At 47.2% G+C, this 16835-nt stretch carries 13 protein-coding genes; 2 read left to right on the top strand and 11 right to left on the bottom strand.

Annotated features, from left to right (window positions below):
* Positions 1-152: 152 nt before the first annotated feature.
* The 7 genes from QF041_RS15145 to QF041_RS15175 form a co-directional block, all read right to left on the bottom strand.
* Positions 153-2597 carry a glycoside hydrolase family 6 protein gene (locus tag QF041_RS15145; RefSeq protein WP_307414770.1) on the bottom strand — a complete coding sequence of 815 codons (2445 nt, stop codon included), beginning with the start codon at positions 2595-2597 and terminating at the stop codon, positions 153-155.
* A 572-nt stretch (positions 2598-3169) separates the two neighbouring features.
* Complete coding sequence (locus QF041_RS15150) at positions 3170-4246, bottom strand: efflux RND transporter periplasmic adaptor subunit (protein WP_047841820.1); 1077 nt, start codon at positions 4244-4246, stop codon at positions 3170-3172.
* Between the two features lie 28 nt (positions 4247-4274).
* Positions 4275-5645, bottom strand: coding sequence for an ABC transporter permease (locus QF041_RS15155; protein WP_307414771.1), 1371 nt, complete (start codon positions 5643-5645; stop codon positions 4275-4277).
* Between the two features lie 18 nt (positions 5646-5663).
* Positions 5664-6347, bottom strand: a complete 684-nt coding sequence (locus tag QF041_RS15160; protein ID WP_047841819.1) for an ABC transporter ATP-binding protein — start codon at positions 6345-6347, stop codon at positions 5664-5666.
* Positions 6348-6558: 211 nt separating this feature from the next.
* A complete protein-coding gene (locus QF041_RS15165) occupies positions 6559-7722 on the bottom strand; it encodes a hypothetical protein (RefSeq protein ID WP_307414772.1) in 1164 nt (387 codons plus the stop codon).
* Positions 7719-9185, bottom strand: coding sequence for a sensor histidine kinase (locus QF041_RS15170; protein ID WP_307414773.1), 1467 nt, complete (start codon positions 9183-9185; stop codon positions 7719-7721). Before QF041_RS15170 ends, QF041_RS15165 begins: the two co-directional genes overlap by 4 nt.
* Positions 9182-9895, bottom strand: a complete 714-nt coding sequence (locus QF041_RS15175) for a response regulator transcription factor (protein WP_036606313.1) — start codon at positions 9893-9895, stop codon at positions 9182-9184. Before QF041_RS15175 ends, QF041_RS15170 begins: the two co-directional genes overlap by 4 nt.
* Positions 9896-10110: 215 nt before the next feature.
* Between QF041_RS15175 and QF041_RS15180 the strand changes: the two genes are divergently transcribed.
* Together QF041_RS15180 and QF041_RS15185 are read left to right on the top strand one after the other, a co-directional pair.
* On the top strand, positions 10111-10587 hold the full coding sequence (locus QF041_RS15180; protein WP_076213502.1) for an RNA polymerase sigma factor: 477 nt from the start codon (positions 10111-10113) through the stop codon (positions 10585-10587).
* Positions 10588-10809: 222 nt separating this feature from the next.
* Positions 10810-13596, top strand: coding sequence for a DUF5689 domain-containing protein (locus QF041_RS15185; protein ID WP_373461393.1), 2787 nt, complete (start codon positions 10810-10812; stop codon positions 13594-13596).
* 96 nt (positions 13597-13692) lie between these two features.
* On the opposite strand, the gene QF041_RS15190 is transcribed toward QF041_RS15185, so the two are convergent.
* From QF041_RS15190 to phnC, 4 genes are all read right to left on the bottom strand, one after another.
* Positions 13693-13953, bottom strand: coding sequence for a hypothetical protein (locus QF041_RS15190; RefSeq protein WP_307414774.1), 261 nt, complete (start codon positions 13951-13953; stop codon positions 13693-13695).
* 318 nt (positions 13954-14271) lie between these two features.
* Positions 14272-15078 (bottom strand): phosphonate ABC transporter, permease protein PhnE, encoded by an 807-nt coding sequence (gene phnE, locus QF041_RS15195; protein WP_307414775.1) that lies wholly within the window; start codon positions 15076-15078, stop codon positions 14272-14274.
* On the bottom strand, positions 15075-15926 hold the full coding sequence (phnE, locus tag QF041_RS15200; RefSeq protein ID WP_036672541.1) for a phosphonate ABC transporter, permease protein PhnE: 852 nt from the start codon (positions 15924-15926) through the stop codon (positions 15075-15077). The genes phnE (QF041_RS15195) and phnE (QF041_RS15200) overlap by 4 nt, the downstream gene beginning before the upstream one ends.
* The gene (gene phnC / locus QF041_RS15205) at positions 15923-16720 is read right to left on the bottom strand and encodes a phosphonate ABC transporter ATP-binding protein (RefSeq protein ID WP_036606306.1); all 798 of its coding nucleotides are present in this window, start codon (positions 16718-16720) and stop codon (positions 15923-15925) included. The genes phnE (QF041_RS15200) and phnC overlap by 4 nt, the downstream gene beginning before the upstream one ends.
* Positions 16721-16835: the final 115 nt, after the last annotated feature.

The following is a 16835-nucleotide window of genomic DNA, read 5'->3' on the forward strand; positions in this document are numbered from 1 at the left end:
GAAAAAGAACTTGCAGAATCGATTTCGTCCCCTCCACTACGTTCCTCAGTTGATCAAGAACTTCAATCTAGAATGACTCTTGTAATGCATAGCAAAAAACCGCGATCCTCTAACACACTGAGGATCGCGGTTAAGACAGCTACAAGTAAAGTTTAAGGCTCAATACCCCATACCAGGTTTCCACCTTGGTGGAGTGTTACCTTGTTCCAATCCTGATAGGATGTTTTCGTTGGATCGAAGGAGTAGTCGTTAGTCTCGTCAAAGTTGGACCAGTCCGTTTTGTACATGCGAAGCTGGATGTCTCCAGTCTGTCCACCAGCCTGAATGCTGCCAGCGCCAGATGTGAAGCTCAGCTCCACATACGAGTCTGTGAAGGTCCGCTGGATATTGGCTCCGCCAACTTGAGCGTAATCGATGGCCGAATCCATCGCAGCCGAGCCTTCTTTGGAAAAGTAATATCGAATCTTCAGATCACTCAGATTCACATCAGTACTGCCCAGATTTTTGATGTTGAAATACGGTTTGATCTGGCTATCCTGAGCATTGGTATCTCCAGCACGATATTGCACGACAAGATCACTGGTTGGTACAACGACACTTTGAGGTGTCGCGGAAGCTACAGCAGAATTGGCACTTTGCCCTGCTGCATTCACTGCACTTACCACATAATGATACGTTGTGCCGTTCGTCAGGGCAGTGTTGGTGTAGGACGTGCCACTCACATTCGCCGCGATCGTTGTGAACGGACCTGATGCACTCAGCGCGCGTTTCACATTATAACTTGTTGCACCTGTAGAAGCGGTCCACGTCAGGCTCACCTGCGCATTGCCTGCGGTTGCTATGAGAGCAGTCGGTGCAGCTGGCGCCGTTACACCTGCAACGGGTGTAGCTGTTGCTGTTGCAGAGTTAACACTTTCACCTACTGCATTTGTTGCCGTTACCACATAATAATAGGTTGTGCCATTGATCAGACCGGTGTTGCTGTAAGATGTTCCACTTACATTGGCAGCAATTGTTGTGAATGGACCTGATGCACTCAGTGCCCGCTTCACACTATAACTTGTAGCACCTGCAGAAGCAGTCCACGTCAAGGAGACTTGAGCGTTACCGGCAGAAGCCGTCAATGCTGCTGGTGCTGCCGGAGCTGTTGTTCCACCCGGAGGATTGCCTCCACCGTTACTTGCAGGAAGTACAGGGAATGCGTTTTTCACCAGTGCCACGAATTGATCATGGAACCAGTGACCCGATACCGGAGCATTAGGCAATGCACCTGTTAATACACCATCCCGAGTTGTGAAGGTTGGATCACACATCCGGTCAAAACCTTTGCCTTCGTTATTCGGAATTTCGGAGCTGGAGCCATCGGATTCACCCGGAGGTTTCACCCATACATAAGCATCCAGATGCGCTGGTCCTGGTGCAGCCTTAGGTGCTTCACCAATACCTGCGCCACTGGCATTACACCAGTTCCCCCGGTGCTCCCGGCGATCTACACGTCCGGAATTCACATAATCGTTGATGTTGCTGCCCGTAGCAGATGCTGGACGGTCTACCCCGCCCCACCCATTCCGGCTAGTATCAATCAGGAAACCTGTGCTGCTTGGCCAGCCAGCTTGTACAAAATCGGCATACAGCGCAGCGGTGAAATCGGTTTCGTCAAAATAAGGATTCCACTCATAAAACTTGGCAGATTTAATTGGTTGTCCACCGATATTGAGATCAGGGTTAGACAGGTTCGGCTCCCCCAGCGGTGTAGTGTTTGCTGTATTTGTAATGAAACCATCTGCACTGCTCAGACCTGCGGCTGTTCCTTGCACAACACTTGTATACAGCGCGACTGCTGCAGAACGGTTGTTATCCCATCCAAGCCAGCCGGAGTGGCCGATATCCAGATAGTTGTACACATTTGGAATGGCGTGCAGCTTGTCCAATGCATACTTCACACCCGCCTCATAGATACCTGTTGAGCTGGCTTGACCACAAGCTGGGGTACTCAGGTTGGTCACAAGGTTAGGCAGACTGTCCGGTTCAATGACAGCAATAATACGAATATCCTGATACTTCGGATCTGCGAAGATATCTGCGAGCACATCAATATAATCCGTTTTATATGTCTGCAGTGCTGCCTGTGTTAGTGGAAGTTCACCATTCGATGCAAGTGCATGACAATCTCGTCCAGGCAAGTTATAGATAACAAATGAAGCCGTTATAGGCGTACCCGGTTTCTTTTGAGCGAGAACGGCATCAAGATGTTGCTCTACACTTTTGCGACCAGCGTTGTCCGTACCGCCATAGATTGCAGCAATCCGGTCAACCCATACTGCGGTTGGATACGATTTGACCGTCTCCATCTTGGCCTTCAACGACGCATCGTTGGTCAGTGCAATGGACGTATCCACGAGAGCTGAATAGTCCTCGTTCAGATAAGCGGTTGCCCCTACAAATGGATTATCCACATGTGCTTCAGCCGCCTGAGTCAAGCCTGGAGACAGTCCAGGGAAAATCCCCGCAGCGAGCAGCGTTGCTGCAAGCATTTGTTTTACACCTTTGCGCAGGATCTTCTTACCTCTTGATTTGGTTTTCAATTTAGTCTTCATAGTTCCACCTTTCCTTTAGTTAGATTGGGTTGTACTCATGTCTGATCCTCTGTGTCATTATGATGCTTAGCACGAAGAGAACGTTCGGATGAGTTGGTTGTATCACCTCCAAAAGAAATGGTTGTATAACTGGAATCTTGAGCAAACAAATAGTGTGTGAGGGCGAATCATATGAATGAGTATAATATGGTGGGTGTTGTTGAACGTGTGTTAGACATGAAGAAGTGTGAAAATTGACTTGTGGGATGTTTGAATCCTAAATTAGGTAAGCGCTTTCTTCAAGCAGTTAAAAAAAAAGGTCTTCGCCTATCCATCTACAAACATGATGTTCGGTGTCACCTCCTTATGTTCTGATTATACGACATGTAAATATTACTGTAAATTGAATTATATAAATTTAATTATATTTTTTTCCATAATTCAGGCAGGAATCTGGACATCCCTTGCTCCAAAAGACACACGAGGTCCATCCTGGCAATCTGCCACAATGAACCTCGTGTTTTCCAATGCCGAATTAACCCGCTCGTCTAGATCGTCACTACATATGATGCCTTGTTCTTAAATTCCTACGTCTAGGGCAAAACGACAATGTCTCCCGGTTTCAACCCGCTAACTACTTCCGTCTTGTCCCCCGATTCCATTCCAGCCTGGATCGTCAGCGGCTCTGTCTGTCCATTGCCTTTGTCTAACAGTACGTAAGGCTCGGTCTGATCCCGCATAATCGCGAGACTGGACACTACCGTCACTTTATCCTTCCGCATTGTCTCGATATCGCCTTCCAGACTCACGCCTCCATACATTCTGGCGTCCGGCTTCAGATCAATGACCACGTCAAACTGTGAAGCTTGCTTGAGGTCCGTATCGGTACTCTTGCGGGCGAATTTGGATACCTTACTCACCTTCCCGGTAAATTGCAGGTCTTTCTGCGCTGTCATTCGCACCTTAACTGGCATGCCCACCTTAAGCCTGAACATTTCTTCCTCACCAACAATCGTCATAAATTTCAGTTTGCTGATGTTTGTAATGGACCCGATCAGCTGTCCTTCCGTCACCGCACGTGTCTTGCTATCCTCTTCATTCATCTGAAATATACCGGAAGCGGAAGCATACACAACAGACTTACTTATAACTGCCTGCTTTTTCTGTATCTCCTTCTCCTTGAGGACCAACGCTTTTTGGTTCAATTCATTCGTCAGGCGTTTACCTTCCCGATCTGCAAATGCCTTCTTGCGCTCCTCTTCCGTCACGCCAAGTGACTCACTCATATTCGCCTGATCCAGGGTAACCTGATTCATCTTGTTTTCCAGCTGAGCTTTCTCCAGATCACTCTGCAACTGTTCTACCTCCGTTTGTAACGTGGAAGTATCGAGGGTAAACAGGATATCGCCTTTGCTCACCTGCTCACCACTTTTCACGTGCCACTGCTTGATGTTGGAAGCATACGGAGCGAAGATATCCGTCTGATCGGTGTATACGGATTTCCCCTTCACCTGTATCGTTTGCGTCATCGTTTCCTGTGTCACATCAAAGGTAATCGGGGGCGGAATCTCTATAGGCGCCTCCGGTTTTGGCTTGTACTTTTCATACAGCCAGTATCCTGCACCTGCCAAAAGTACAACAGTGATGATAATTTTAATCCATTTCTTCATGTGCCCAATTTCCCTTTCGCTGATAAAATTACATTGATTTGATCACAGTTAATGCATTGGTCCGAGATGCGCTGATTGCCGGATATATACCCGATACAATGCCAACCAGAACAGCAAAAACGATGCCAAGTGGCAGAGCCGACTGCTGAATAACGACGGTCATCGGACCATTCATCTGATCTGCCATCTGACTCGCCAGCAGACTGTTCACTCCGCCGAGGGCAGCAAAGGCAATCCCCACACCAGCCACGCCGCCCATTAATCCAAGCATCGCTGCTTCCGTAATAAACATCTGACGGATCTGCCACAGATTTGCGCCCAGCACCTTCATCACACCAATCTGTTTACGACGCTGATGCGTAGACATAATCATCGCTACAATAATGGATAATGAGGCCAGCAGCATGATAAAACCACCGATCCCCAATGCCGCTTTTTGGTACATCGCCAATTGACCTGCCATCGCTTCCTCCTGGAACAGATTACTCTGTGTGTTTAACGTCAGCTTTTTAATCTGTTCTTCCACCTGGGATACATAACGTTTGTCCTCAACCTTGACCAGAGCCGAGTTAAGATGCTTGGCCGCACTGCTGTCGGCCTGCTGTAATCCAAGCTCATCCTGCAATGCACGAGCTGTATCGAGCGGCAGATATACTTTTTTATCGTTTTGAGCACTCATATCATCCATGTTGGAAGGCTTCATCAGTTCTCCAGACACGCGTATAGAGCCGCTCATTTTGGTTTTGCTCGCATTCGCATAATCTTCATATCGAAACTGAATACGCTGCTGCACCAACTGATCCTGCTTCGCAGACATTTCCGTAAACTGCTCCAAAAGCTCATTGTTATATGGATCAGCATTCAACTGCTCGAATAACTTCTGAGTTACTTTGGGATCCACGAGTCCGAATGCAGCCCCATAACTGGTTACCGCCATACGACCATCCTCTGCCCCACGTCCCTCAGCATACTTGTATCCAACCCCGCCCAGGGTCTCCAGCTGGGTACCAATGACCTCAACATACGTGCTGCGACCATCCGGAAGCACCATTTCCAGCGAATCCAGCTTTAACATGGGGGCCACGGCAACAACATGGGGAAGCCTTTGGATAATTTGAATCTTTTCCAACGTCAATGCTCCCCGTTCAAACTTCGATGTCTGACCACTTCCCTTGCCGTTCCCCGTACGAATGCCTTCATTGGGCGTAATCGTGATTTCATCCATCTTGTAATTGTCGTTCAATGTTTTCTCGCTATAGGTCTGTACGGACTGCCCCACGCTAAGAGCAATGATCATGGCGGCAGAGCCGATGGACAGCCCCATCATACACAGCAGTGTGACCATTTTTCTGCGAATGATCTGTCCCCAGGCCATACGTGCTACATCCCGTATTCTCACTTTTCCTCTCCTTTTGCCTCAAACTTCCCTTACAGCTTCTTCGACCAGTATTCCATGTTGCAGTGTAAGCACAACTTGCATCTGCTCCGCGACCTCTGCTTCATGTGTCACAATGACAAAGGTTGTATTCATATCCCGGTTAAGCTGCTGCAAAATCGCAATGATCTCTTCCTCCGTCTCGGTATCCAGATTCCCGGTAGGCTCATCTGCAAAGATCACCGAGGGCTCGGTAATGAGCGAACGTGCAATACTGACACGTTGTTGTTGACCGCCCGACAACTGTGACGGGAACAAGCTTGCCTTTTCACCCAGTCCCACTTGTTCCAGCAACTTCAATGCTTTTGCTTTGCGTTTCGAAGGGCTTATCCCCATAAACACCAAGGGTAACTCTACATTTTCCCGGATCGTAAGATTGGACAGCAGTTCATAAGATTGAAAAATAAACCCGATATGACTGCGTCTGAACTCAGCCAGGCGGTTCTCACTGAAACGTACAATATCTTGTCCCGCGATTAGAATCTTGCCCTGATCCGGTTTCATCAGCCCTGCCATCAGATTCAACAGTGTGGATTTACCCGAGCCAGAACTGCCCAACAGGGCTACCATCTTGCCTTCTCCAATCGTCAGGTTGATATCCTGAAGCACCGGCACGGTTCCCTGGCCATTGCGGAACGAGTGGGATAATTGTTCAACTTGAAGCATTACTACATGTCTTCCTTTCTACTTGCTAAATATGTACAGAGGTTGTTACGTAAAGATTCACGTAGCACATTCCCTTTTATTATAGGATGGAGATGTATCCGGGCTGGCCGGAGTTGTATCCAACTTGTAACATGTCATAACAAAAAGACCTTGTCCGCAGAGCAGCTATCGCTCCATCACCAAGGTCTTATATTCCTATACCTTCCGCAGCTTACCAGGCTCTGAAACTAAAGCGGTACATTTCACTTTTATCCACTGAGCTGCTTACAGCAAATAATTCCTCGTCATTCCATTTCAGACTGATGAAGTTATCAATATTGCGATAGATCACCGTATCCGACGAAATCTTGCTGTCATTCAGGTAGGCAACATGTAACTCATTCTTCTGATTCTGACTGTCCATCGGGAAAAAGTAAGCGATTCGGGATTCATCTGCATCCAGATCGAAGCTCCAGATCGAACCTTGTAATAACAGATCATACTGCTCCTCTGCTGCATGATACCGATACAGCCCCTGTACCTTATTCATCGTTCCCTGGATGAGCATGTCACCATTTTTCAGCAACTTGTACTGTTGGATGTCTTCCATTGCAGCATATGCCTTCACTTCATGCTCATCCTCAAGCGATACACGATAGATGGCATATTTATCTTTCAGCATTACCAGTATATAAAACTGTTGGTGATCCTCACTGACCTGCAACACATCCATAACGATAAACGTATCACTCGAACCTTTCCCTTGTTTGGGTCCTGTGAACATGCTCATCAGCTCTTCATACGTGTAGATGACATGACTCGTCCCCTGGCTCAGATCAACTTGTTTAAATAACAGATCATCCTGACCGATGTAGGAGTCGTTCCCTACAAACACTCGATAATACGAGTTGTCGTACGAAAGCTTGCGACGTTCCCCGCTCTGTATCATATACTCATACGTTGTCTTCTGCGTCTGACCTGCCCGATACTGGGAGTAAATGATTTTCTTGTGATCCGGGCTGATCGTTACACCGTAATCCGTATTAGCCGCAATGTTCTTCACTTCCTTATCATCCAGATGCAGAAGAGACAGCTTGAGCCCTGAATAGGAAAATTCCGGTTGATTAAATATAATCGTATTCCGGTCTAACACTTCAAAATCAAAGATCGCAAAGTCATTTGGAATCTTGGTAGCCGACTCGATCTGAATCGTACTGCTCGGTGGTGGTGCCAGACGGCTGTTGAACTGCTCACTTGGCAAAATCACCGTTCTTGGTTTGAGATTTCCGAGACTGAACAGGCTCCCAATCCCAAAAATTCCGCTGACAAATGCGATCAACAACCCTGACAGCATCAATCTGTCACGGTTTTTACGCCAAAATCCAGGATGTCTCATGCGTTCATTTCCCCCGGAAGACTGATATTCACTTGTGTCCCTTCCCGCATGATGCTCTTCATCTCCACTGTTCCTCCATGACGCTCAACGATGTTCTTCACAATAGACAGCCCCAGCCCGGCACTGCCTTTCTCGGCCCTGTTGATTCCTTTATCCTGGTAAAAGGGTTCAAATACATGTTGGAGCGCTTCTGCACCGATTCCTTCCCCCTGATCACGGATCACAATAGCGATAGAATCACCTAACCGGAAGGATTGTACTTCGATAATGGAGTTCACATCACTGTACTTGACCGAATTATCCAGGATGTTGAGGAAGACCTCCTTCAACTTATCCCGATCTCCCTGTAAAAACTGATGTTCCTCCAACTCATAGTGAATGCCTATATTGTACTTGCTCGCCTTAATCGACATGTCCTCACAAGCTTCACGAATAATATCTGATATATCGATACGTTCGAACCGGTATGCCTGAATGACCGCAGAAGAGACCGACACCTCCAGAATATCCGCAACCATCGTGTTGAGACGCTGGCTTTCCTTGATAATATAATTCATGCCTTTGTCAAAAAAGTCCTGGTCGGTAAACCCGTTATCCCGTAAAATCTGGGCGTACCCCAGAATCGTTGTTAAGGGTGTCTTCAATTCATGTGTCACATTGTCAAAAAAGACTTTGCTTCTCGCCTGTACTTGCTTCACTTCGTCCCGCTCTCGCTCAATCACATCAATCTGCTCCCGTACCCGATCAATCATGACAGTGAAGCTTGAAGCCAATTCACCGATCTCATCCTTGGTTGTAATCTGAATGTCTGCATTCAGACTCCCCTGGGCCACTTCCGCAGAACGTTTTGTCAGTACACGGATGGGTTGTGTAATTTTCCGGGAAATAAAGATGGATGCGATAAATACAAATACGAAAATAACCGCTGCAAACAGCTTGATCGTATTCTGGAACCGGAGATTGCGTTTGTACAAGTCGGTGTAATCCTTCTCCAACTGCACAATTCCAATCAATTGTTGATCCATCTGAAGCGGGAAGGACAGACTTGCTGTGACCCGACCTTTATCCACTACTGTGGTATAAGCGATCCGGGATTGTATGGCTTCCTCCACATCAGGATGGTCAGAGCGCTTAGCAACGTTAACCTTGCTACCAGCAGATCCGTAGGGCGAAGCATCGGGACGGTATACCGTAATCTCCCCACCAACGGCTGATCCAATCTGCTCCGCGAGCTCGCGACTGCCTGCTTCGAGCGAGTCTCTGCTCATGCGTTTATTATGTATCAGAAAGTACTGATTCAGCGCGATGTCCAGATTTCTTTTGGATTGCACCATATCCTCATGCACTTCCCGGTACATATTCTCCTGGGCTACCTTATTGGACAGAATCAACAGGACGGAGAATCCGATAAATACAATGACCGAGAATAGCACCACCATTTTGAACTGGATCGTCCACTTCATGTCTGTACCTGAATATTCAGCTTGTACCCCACACCGAATACCGTTTCAATCATCGAAATGCCTTGCACACCACTATCCAGTTTCTTGCGAATCCGTTGCACATGAATGTCCACCGTTCGGGTATCCCCTGCAAAATCAAATCCCCATACCTTGTCCAGCAGTTCAGAACGTGTATGAACCTTGCGATGATGGGTCACGAGAAATAACAACAGATCATATTCTTTATTCGTGAGTCCTGCCCGTTCCCCGTCTTTCCACACTTCCCGTTCATCCTTGCGGATCTCAATATGCTTGCCTAGCCTTACCACCTCGTAGGACTGATTCTCCAGTGTCTCGCTGATCAGATCAATCCGGCGAAAAATCGCCCGAATGCGCGCAACCACCTCACGGATATCAAAAGGCTTCGTGATATAATCATCCGCCCCAAGCTCCATGCCAAGTACCTTGTCCAGCATGTCCGACTTCGCAGTGATCATGATGACAGGTATCTTGGAGTTCACAGATAGTTGCCTGCACACATCAAAACCACTCATATCCGGCAGCATCAGGTCCAGCAGGATCAGATCCGGCTTCGAATCCCGAAGCAGATCCAGACCCTCTTTTCCCGTAGCTGCTTCCTTGATCTCAAATCCTTCCTTACGTAACGAATAGGACAAAATATCGCGAATGGACTCCTCGTCCTCAATAATTAAAATCTCTTTTTGTCTCATGATACTTTCGTAATCTCCCTGCTCTATGAATTTCCTTCATCTGCCTATATTTTGTATCCCAAGCCGTATGCTTGAATAGAGGGAAGCACGAAATGTTACAACTCCGATACAACTATGAACCTTTTGGAAACAACCTCCCGATATACTTGGATCATAAGAGACTCATACCAGACCGGACCCAAGCCTGATCTGTATCCAAGGGGGATTCACATCATATGAACAGCACACGAATTAATGAAGCTTATATCAACTATAAATCAGAAATCACGAGGTATCTATCCCATATCGTCAAACAACCGCAAGATGCAGAAGATCTGGCTCAGGATTGTTTCATTCGACTAATGAACGTTACCGTGGATATCCCTGAAGATCGCATTCTCTATTATCTCAAACGTATTGCCCGTAACCTGGCGATGGACAGCTTCCGCAGGCGGACCCGTACACTCAGACGAGACAGCCGTCTCGAGGTACCTACCCACCACGTCGATACTTCCCACCTTGAAATTAGCGAAGGTGTTCATGATCTTGTCTCCCATATTAACAACACTGAACATCGTAAAATATTAGAACTTCGCCTCATCCATGGATACTCCATTAAGGAAACGGCAGAGCTGGTGAATCGCAGTGAAGGTATGATTAAATCCTCTGTCTTCCATGCCGTCAATCGAATTCGGGCCAAAGTCATCTCATAAGAGATGGCTTTTTTTATGCCGAAATCAATATACGAGGATAGATTGGATAAATAAAGACAGGATCGAATTACCTATGGATATGTCAAAAGACCCAATTTTACAAATATCGAGTTAATTTTTACAAATTGTTATGACTATGTGAGATTTTCATGTGGTAGAATATGGACGAACTCATGAATCAACTAATATTTGGGAGGGATTTGGTTGGGTAAATTAACAGGTATGCGAGGAGTATTTTTAAAATCACTCCTGGCATTGTCCATGGCTTTGCCGCTTCAGATCGGATTATGGAACGGAGATGCATCGGTTCATGCGGAAGGACCGACAGACCCGGCACCGTTCATCCAGGCAAAGGTTGTGAACCAAAATGCAGGTAAAAAAGTATTATTCGACAACTCTCACGGCCAAACGGCTGGAGCTGCAGACTGGGTCATTGATGGAGGTTTCTCCGACTTCGGGAATGCACTCGCGAATGATGGTTACTATGTCAAAGAACTTCGCAAGACAACCCCATTTACCTATGATGATCTGAAAGAGTATAACGTATTCGTTATTGCAGAGCCTCAAATTCCTTTCAAAACATCCGAACAAGCAGCACTCAAACAATATGTTGAAACGGGCGGCAGCATCTTCTTTGTTGGAGATCACTATAATGCCGACCGTAATAAAAACCGCTGGGATGGCTCTGAAGTCATCAACGGCTATCGTCGGGGAGCATTCGAAGATCCGGCCAAAGGTATGAGCACCGATGAGCGTAATTCTGAAGCGATGCAAAATGTAACCGGCTCGGACTGGTTGTCCGATAACTTCGGCGTACGATTCCGCTATAACGCACTTGGCGATATCAACGCCAATATCGTCGTACCGGCAGATCAAGCCTTCGGCATCACAGAAGGGGTGTCGGGTGTAGCCATGCACGCAGGTTCAACACTCGCAATCACTGATCCGGAAAAGGCAAAAGGTATTGTGTACCTGCCAAAAACCAATGCAAAATGGAATAACGCGGTAGACCAAGGTGTCTACAACGGTGGCGGGATTGAAGAAGGTCCTTACGTGGCTGTATCCAAGCTGGGCGCAGGTAAGGCTGCTTTCATCGGTGACTCCTCTCCAGTAGAAGATGCATCACCAAAATACTTGCGTGAAGAGACAGGCACACGCAAAACAACGTATGACGGTTTTAAAGAAGCCGATGATGCCGTATTGCTCGTGAACACCGTGAACTGGCTTGCTACACAAGAGAACTACACAAGCCTGACTGAAGTGAACGGACTTGAACTGGACACAGCTACAGCGCTGCTGCCATTCGAAGAACCGGCTGCTTCCACAGAACCACAGGCTGAACCTTGGTCCGCACCTGCTGCCGGATACAAGTGGTACGATCGTTCCACGTTCAAGGCTGGTTCTTATGGTGGACCTGCATCCAGCGCGAACGCCGCATACAGCTTCGTGAAACAGGATACCCTTCCGAATGCAGAAGACTTCCAGATTCGTGTAGTTGTGGAGAACATGGCTCCAAACACAACCGTATCCGGTTATAGTGCCGGTATCTATCTGACTGGCGGAACACAGGTAGCCATGATTCAGAATGAAAGTGGTACTTGGCCAACTTCGTACGGCTATAGCTCCACATTCAGTGTAACCTCGGACAGCCAAGGTCGCGGGATCAAAGATCTGAACGTCCGTATCAAACCGGGTACAACTGGCGCTGCGAGCTTGCGTCTGCGTCTGAATGGCAGCAACCTGATCACCAATGCCGTGACTGTTGGCAATGTGCCAGCAGAACAGCTTCCGGAAGAAGAAGGACCGATTCCAGCAGCTATCACCGTTGCTGAAGCACGTACCAAAGCCGTTGGCACTACCGTAACGATCGAAGGTGTTGTGACGACAGAGCCTGGTGCATTCGGTGGACAAGCCTTCTATCTTCAAGATGAAACTGCTGGAATCTACGTATTCCAGCATACCAGCGGCTTCCATGCAGGTGACAAGGTGAAAGTAACGGCAGCAACAACCATCTATAACAGCGAGTTCGAGCTTACCGATATCGTTGCGATTGAGAAAACAGGTACGGCTTCCGTACCTGCTCCAATCGAGGTTACTGCAATTACAGATGCGAACCAAGGTCAACTGGTTCAATTGAAAAATGTAACGATCGAGAATATCATCAGTGCTACACCAGTTGGATCTTTTGAATTCGACGCGGTAGCAGCAGATGGAACGAGCACACACATCCGTGTAGACACCCGTACAGGTGTGACGGAGACTTCCTTCCCTTATGTTGCTGGTGACAAAATCGATATCACAGGCGTTTCCGCTATTTTCAAAGATGTATATCAATTGAAACCTAGAAGCTTGAATGATTTTGTACCTGCTGAAGAGCAAGGTGGCGGCGAAGTGCCTTCCACTCCAGCTGCAGGAGCACCGGGTAAACCGGTGCTTTCTTCTGATAATGGATATACCACTGGCCTGTTCGAAGGTTCGTATAACGTAAGCATGAACCTCTGGTGGGGCGAAAATGGTTCTGAGTACAAACTGTATGAGAACGGCGTTCTGATCGATACGCAAAAGTTGACTGCGGCTTCACCATCGGCTCAGTCCTCCAAAACAGCTATTACAGGTAAAGCCAACGGCACGTATACCTACGTAGCCGAGCTGACCAATGACAAAGGCACAACACGCAGTGACGTGCTGACGGTACAAGTAACCAATGCTGCTCCAGGCAAAGCTACGTTGTCCCAAAACAACTGGGATGGTGACGGCAACTACAACGTATCCATGAACCTCTGGTGGGGTACGAACGCAACCGAATACCGTCTCTATGAGAATGATGTATTGATTGATACACAAGCGTTGAACGTGGCAACACCAGCTTCTCAAAGTGCTACAACTGAATTGTCCGGTCGCGCTAACGGAACGTATACGTACCGTGCTGAGCTGATCAACGCCGCAGGCGTAACCAGCACCGAGACAATTACGGTTCAAGTTACTAAAGCTTTGCCTTTGGCTAGCTAAGTCTCAGTAAAGAAGCCTAACGTTTAACCAAGCAACTAAAAAACCGAAACCAACATTGCCTGATTCACAGGGCAACATGGTTTCGGTTTTTTTCATTCATTTCAAACGTTCCGGCTTATATCCATTTCTAACAAATAGAATGCTGTTCCATACAGCAAAGTAAGCGGCCACGGCGATGACACTAATGACAAAAATCAAGTTCATCTGTATAAACGTATAACTGCTTCCCGTGAAAATGATCAGGATCACACTGAGTCCAATATTTTCTCTGTTATGTTTTTTAAACTTCTGAAAGATCATTCTGTACAGTAATAGGAGTACCATAAACGCAATCCATATAAAATAAAATATCTCCATAGGTCACATTCCTTTCGAAAAACTCACTTCTTATATTGGTATCTAAGAGGAGTATTAATTAATATCCTTAATTCCCTTTATATAGAAACCTATTAATCTTACATGTATTTGGAAAATAATTCAATCACCTTTATACATATTCTTGGAATCCTCTTATTCCTCGACGGTTAGCTGAGCAACAAAAACGTACCGTTGTTTATTTGCAGACACAAAAAAAGACTATCCCTGCCAATATTTTGGCACCGAATAGCCCTCTCTTCTTACGCTATCATCAAATCTTAATTTATCATCTAATATATTCGTAGCGCCACATTAATTCTACACCAGTTTCTTACGAATATACCCCGAGATCAAGTCGATAATCGTGATCATCACGATAATACCCAGCAGTATTATACCTACTCGCGGCCAGTTCCGGGTGCTCAATGCAAAGATCAGTGGTGTACCAATTCCCCCTGCTCCGATTACACCAAGTATGGTCGCGGAACGTACATTGATCTCAAAACGATACAATGTATAGTTCAGGAATCCAGGCATAACCTGTGGCAGGATAGCAAACCACAACTGCTGCATGCGATTGACTCCGGAGGCAAGCAGCGCCTCAGATGGGCCATAGTCGATATTTTCAACTTCATCCGCGTATAATTTGCCTAACATGCCGATGGAGTGTAATCCAAGGGCGAGTACCCCTGCAAACGATCCGGGACCTACTGCCTTAATGAATAACAAGGCCATGATAATCTCAGGGAACGTGCGGATAAAGCTGAGTACCATTTTACCTGCACCCGAGATGGAACGATGCCCACTCATGTTACGGGCAGACCAGAATGCAAACGGGATACAGAGCACGGCCGAGATTACAGTACCTAGTACGGAGATTGCCAATGTGTCTAGCAGTCCGCGCAGCAAGTCTTCTCCCTCAGGCAAATATACAAACTCCCAGTCCGGTGAGAAAATTCCGGCTACAATGGCTTTCATAATCTGAGCGGCAGTTTCCTTGAAACCAGTAAACGGTACACCCGCAAGCGCCCAGGCATACATAAGGATTAACAGTAACACAATGACCCAGCGTAGCGGGTTCTTCCGTGGTTTAGGCCGGATGCGGCTTGTTTCATTTTTCATCATAGCAATTTCTCCCGCAGCTTAGTACTTACATAATCAATGACCAGAACAATGACGAGGGTAAACAGAATGATTACGCTGGTCTTGTCATACTCCAGGAATCCAAGTGTAGCCTCATAATAGAGTCCAATTCCTCCGGCTCCCACCAATCCCAGAATGGCTGCAGCACGTATATTAATTTCGAAGGCATACAGCACATAGGACGTGAACTGGGCAGCCAGTTGCGGCACAACGCCATATACAATGAGCTGAATCCGGTTCATACCAACAGCCGTCATCGCTTCCAGTGGCCCCTGATCAATGGTTTCCAGCGTCTCATAGGTCAACTTCGCAATCAGGCCTATCGAGAACACAGCCAGTGCCAAGATTCCGGGGATTGGCCCCAAACCAAACACAGCGACGAACAAAGCAGCAAGCAGCAGATCCGGCACGGTCCGAATCAGGTTCAGCAGAAAGCGCGCCGGATAGTAAATCCAGCGACTTGGCATCAGATTACCGGCACAGATGATCGAGACCGGAATCGCAATAATCGCACCAATGGTAGTCCCAATCAGGGCCATTCGGATCGTTTCCAGCATGCCTTGCACGATATTATCAAAGTAACTCCACCGGGGTGGAAACATTTCCTTTAGCAGATCCAACATGTTGGGAAAACCTTCAAACAACTCCGTGAAGCTGGCATCCGTCTGTTTGGCACTGGCCCACAGAAGGAGCAGAATGATCACTAAGGTGAGCAAATGTTTCGTACGCCCAGGCGGTTTTGGGCGATTTACAACCTGAGCCGGGCTGGAACCAGGTTCCTTCCCTACTCCGCCTGAATTCTGAAGTGGAACATTGGACTGCCCCTTCATACCACAACTTCTCCCTGCTCATGCACAGCCTGCTTGTCCAACAATTCGTCAGCCAGAATCGGTCTGCCGTATATTTCTGCAAAGCGCTCATCCGTTGCCTCTTCCACCGGACCGTCGAATACGACCTCGCCTGCTCTCAATCCGACAATACGGGTCGCATACTCTCTCGCCAGATCAATAAAGTGAAGGTTAACGATGGTCGTAATCCCAAGGTCTTGATTGATACGTTTCAGGTCATCCATGACCTGCTTTGTTGTAAGCGGGTCAAGTGAAGCAACCGGTTCGTCGGCCAGAATGATTTTTGCTTCCTGTGCCAGTACACGGGCAATAGCCACACGCTGTTGTTGTCCACCAGACAACTGATCTGCACGGGAATAAGCTTTCTCCGAGATATTCACACGATCCAGCGCAGTGAATGCCAGCTCAATATCCTCTTTTGGAAAACGACCCATAATGGTACGCATGGTGGAATGGTATCCAACCCGTCCAGCGAGTACGTTACGTAGTACACTGGACCGTTTCACCAGATTGAAACTCTGGAAGATCATGCCGATGTCACGTCTGATCATACGTAACCGTTTGCCTTGTGCCTTCGTGATGGAGCTTCCGTTAATCAGAATCTCTCCCTCACTAATGTCGTGCAGTCGGTTAATGGAGCGTAAGAGCGTTGATTTACCCGCACCGGACAGACCCACTACAGCAATGAATTCACCCTGCTCAAATTTCAGATTAATATTATCCAGGCCCTTGGTGCCGTTAGCGTAAGTTTTGGTAACGTTATGAAGCTCAATCATGACAATATCCTTCTTTCCATTCATAATGATCAACCATACATGAGTCCTTGCTATAATGGCACAAGCCAGCGCAGCGTAGATCACGCTGAACTGGCCTGTCCATTGCTACGATTAA

The organism is Paenibacillus sp. W2I17, from assembly GCF_030815985.1.
Lineage (GTDB): Bacteria > Bacillota > Bacilli > Paenibacillales > Paenibacillaceae > Paenibacillus.

Excerpts from the sequence above, each read along its gene's own strand:
- phnC (WP_036606306.1), bottom strand. The coding sequence starts at position 16,720 with ATGATTGAGCTTCATAACGTTACCAAAACTTACGCTAACGGCACCAAG.
- QF041_RS15150 (WP_047841820.1), bottom strand. The coding sequence starts at position 4,246 with ATGAAGAAATGGATTAAAATTATCATCACTGTTGTACTTTTGGCAGGT.
- QF041_RS15175 (WP_036606313.1), bottom strand. The coding sequence starts at position 9,895 with ATGAGACAAAAAGAGATTTTAATTATTGAGGACGAGGAGTCCATTCGC.
- QF041_RS15165 (WP_307414772.1), bottom strand. The coding sequence starts at position 7,722 with ATGAGACATCCTGGATTTTGGCGTAAAAACCGTGACAGATTGATGCTG.
- QF041_RS15145 (WP_307414770.1), bottom strand. The coding sequence starts at position 2,597 with ATGAAGACTAAATTGAAAACCAAATCAAGAGGTAAGAAGATCCTGCGC.
- QF041_RS15160 (WP_047841819.1), bottom strand. The coding sequence starts at position 6,347 with ATGCTTCAAGTTGAACAATTATCCCACTCGTTCCGCAATGGCCAGGGA.
- phnE (WP_307414775.1), bottom strand. The coding sequence starts at position 15,078 with ATGATGAAAAATGAAACAAGCCGCATCCGGCCTAAACCACGGAAGAAC.
- QF041_RS15190 (WP_307414774.1), bottom strand. The coding sequence starts at position 13,953 with ATGGAGATATTTTATTTTATATGGATTGCGTTTATGGTACTCCTATTA.
- phnE (WP_036672541.1), bottom strand. The coding sequence starts at position 15,926 with ATGAAGGGGCAGTCCAATGTTCCACTTCAGAATTCAGGCGGAGTAGGG.
- QF041_RS15185 (WP_373461393.1), top strand. The coding sequence starts at position 10,810 with ATGCGAGGAGTATTTTTAAAATCACTCCTGGCATTGTCCATGGCTTTG.
- QF041_RS15170 (WP_307414773.1), bottom strand. The coding sequence starts at position 9,185 with ATGAAGTGGACGATCCAGTTCAAAATGGTGGTGCTATTCTCGGTCATT.
- QF041_RS15180 (WP_076213502.1), top strand. The coding sequence starts at position 10,111 with ATGAACAGCACACGAATTAATGAAGCTTATATCAACTATAAATCAGAA.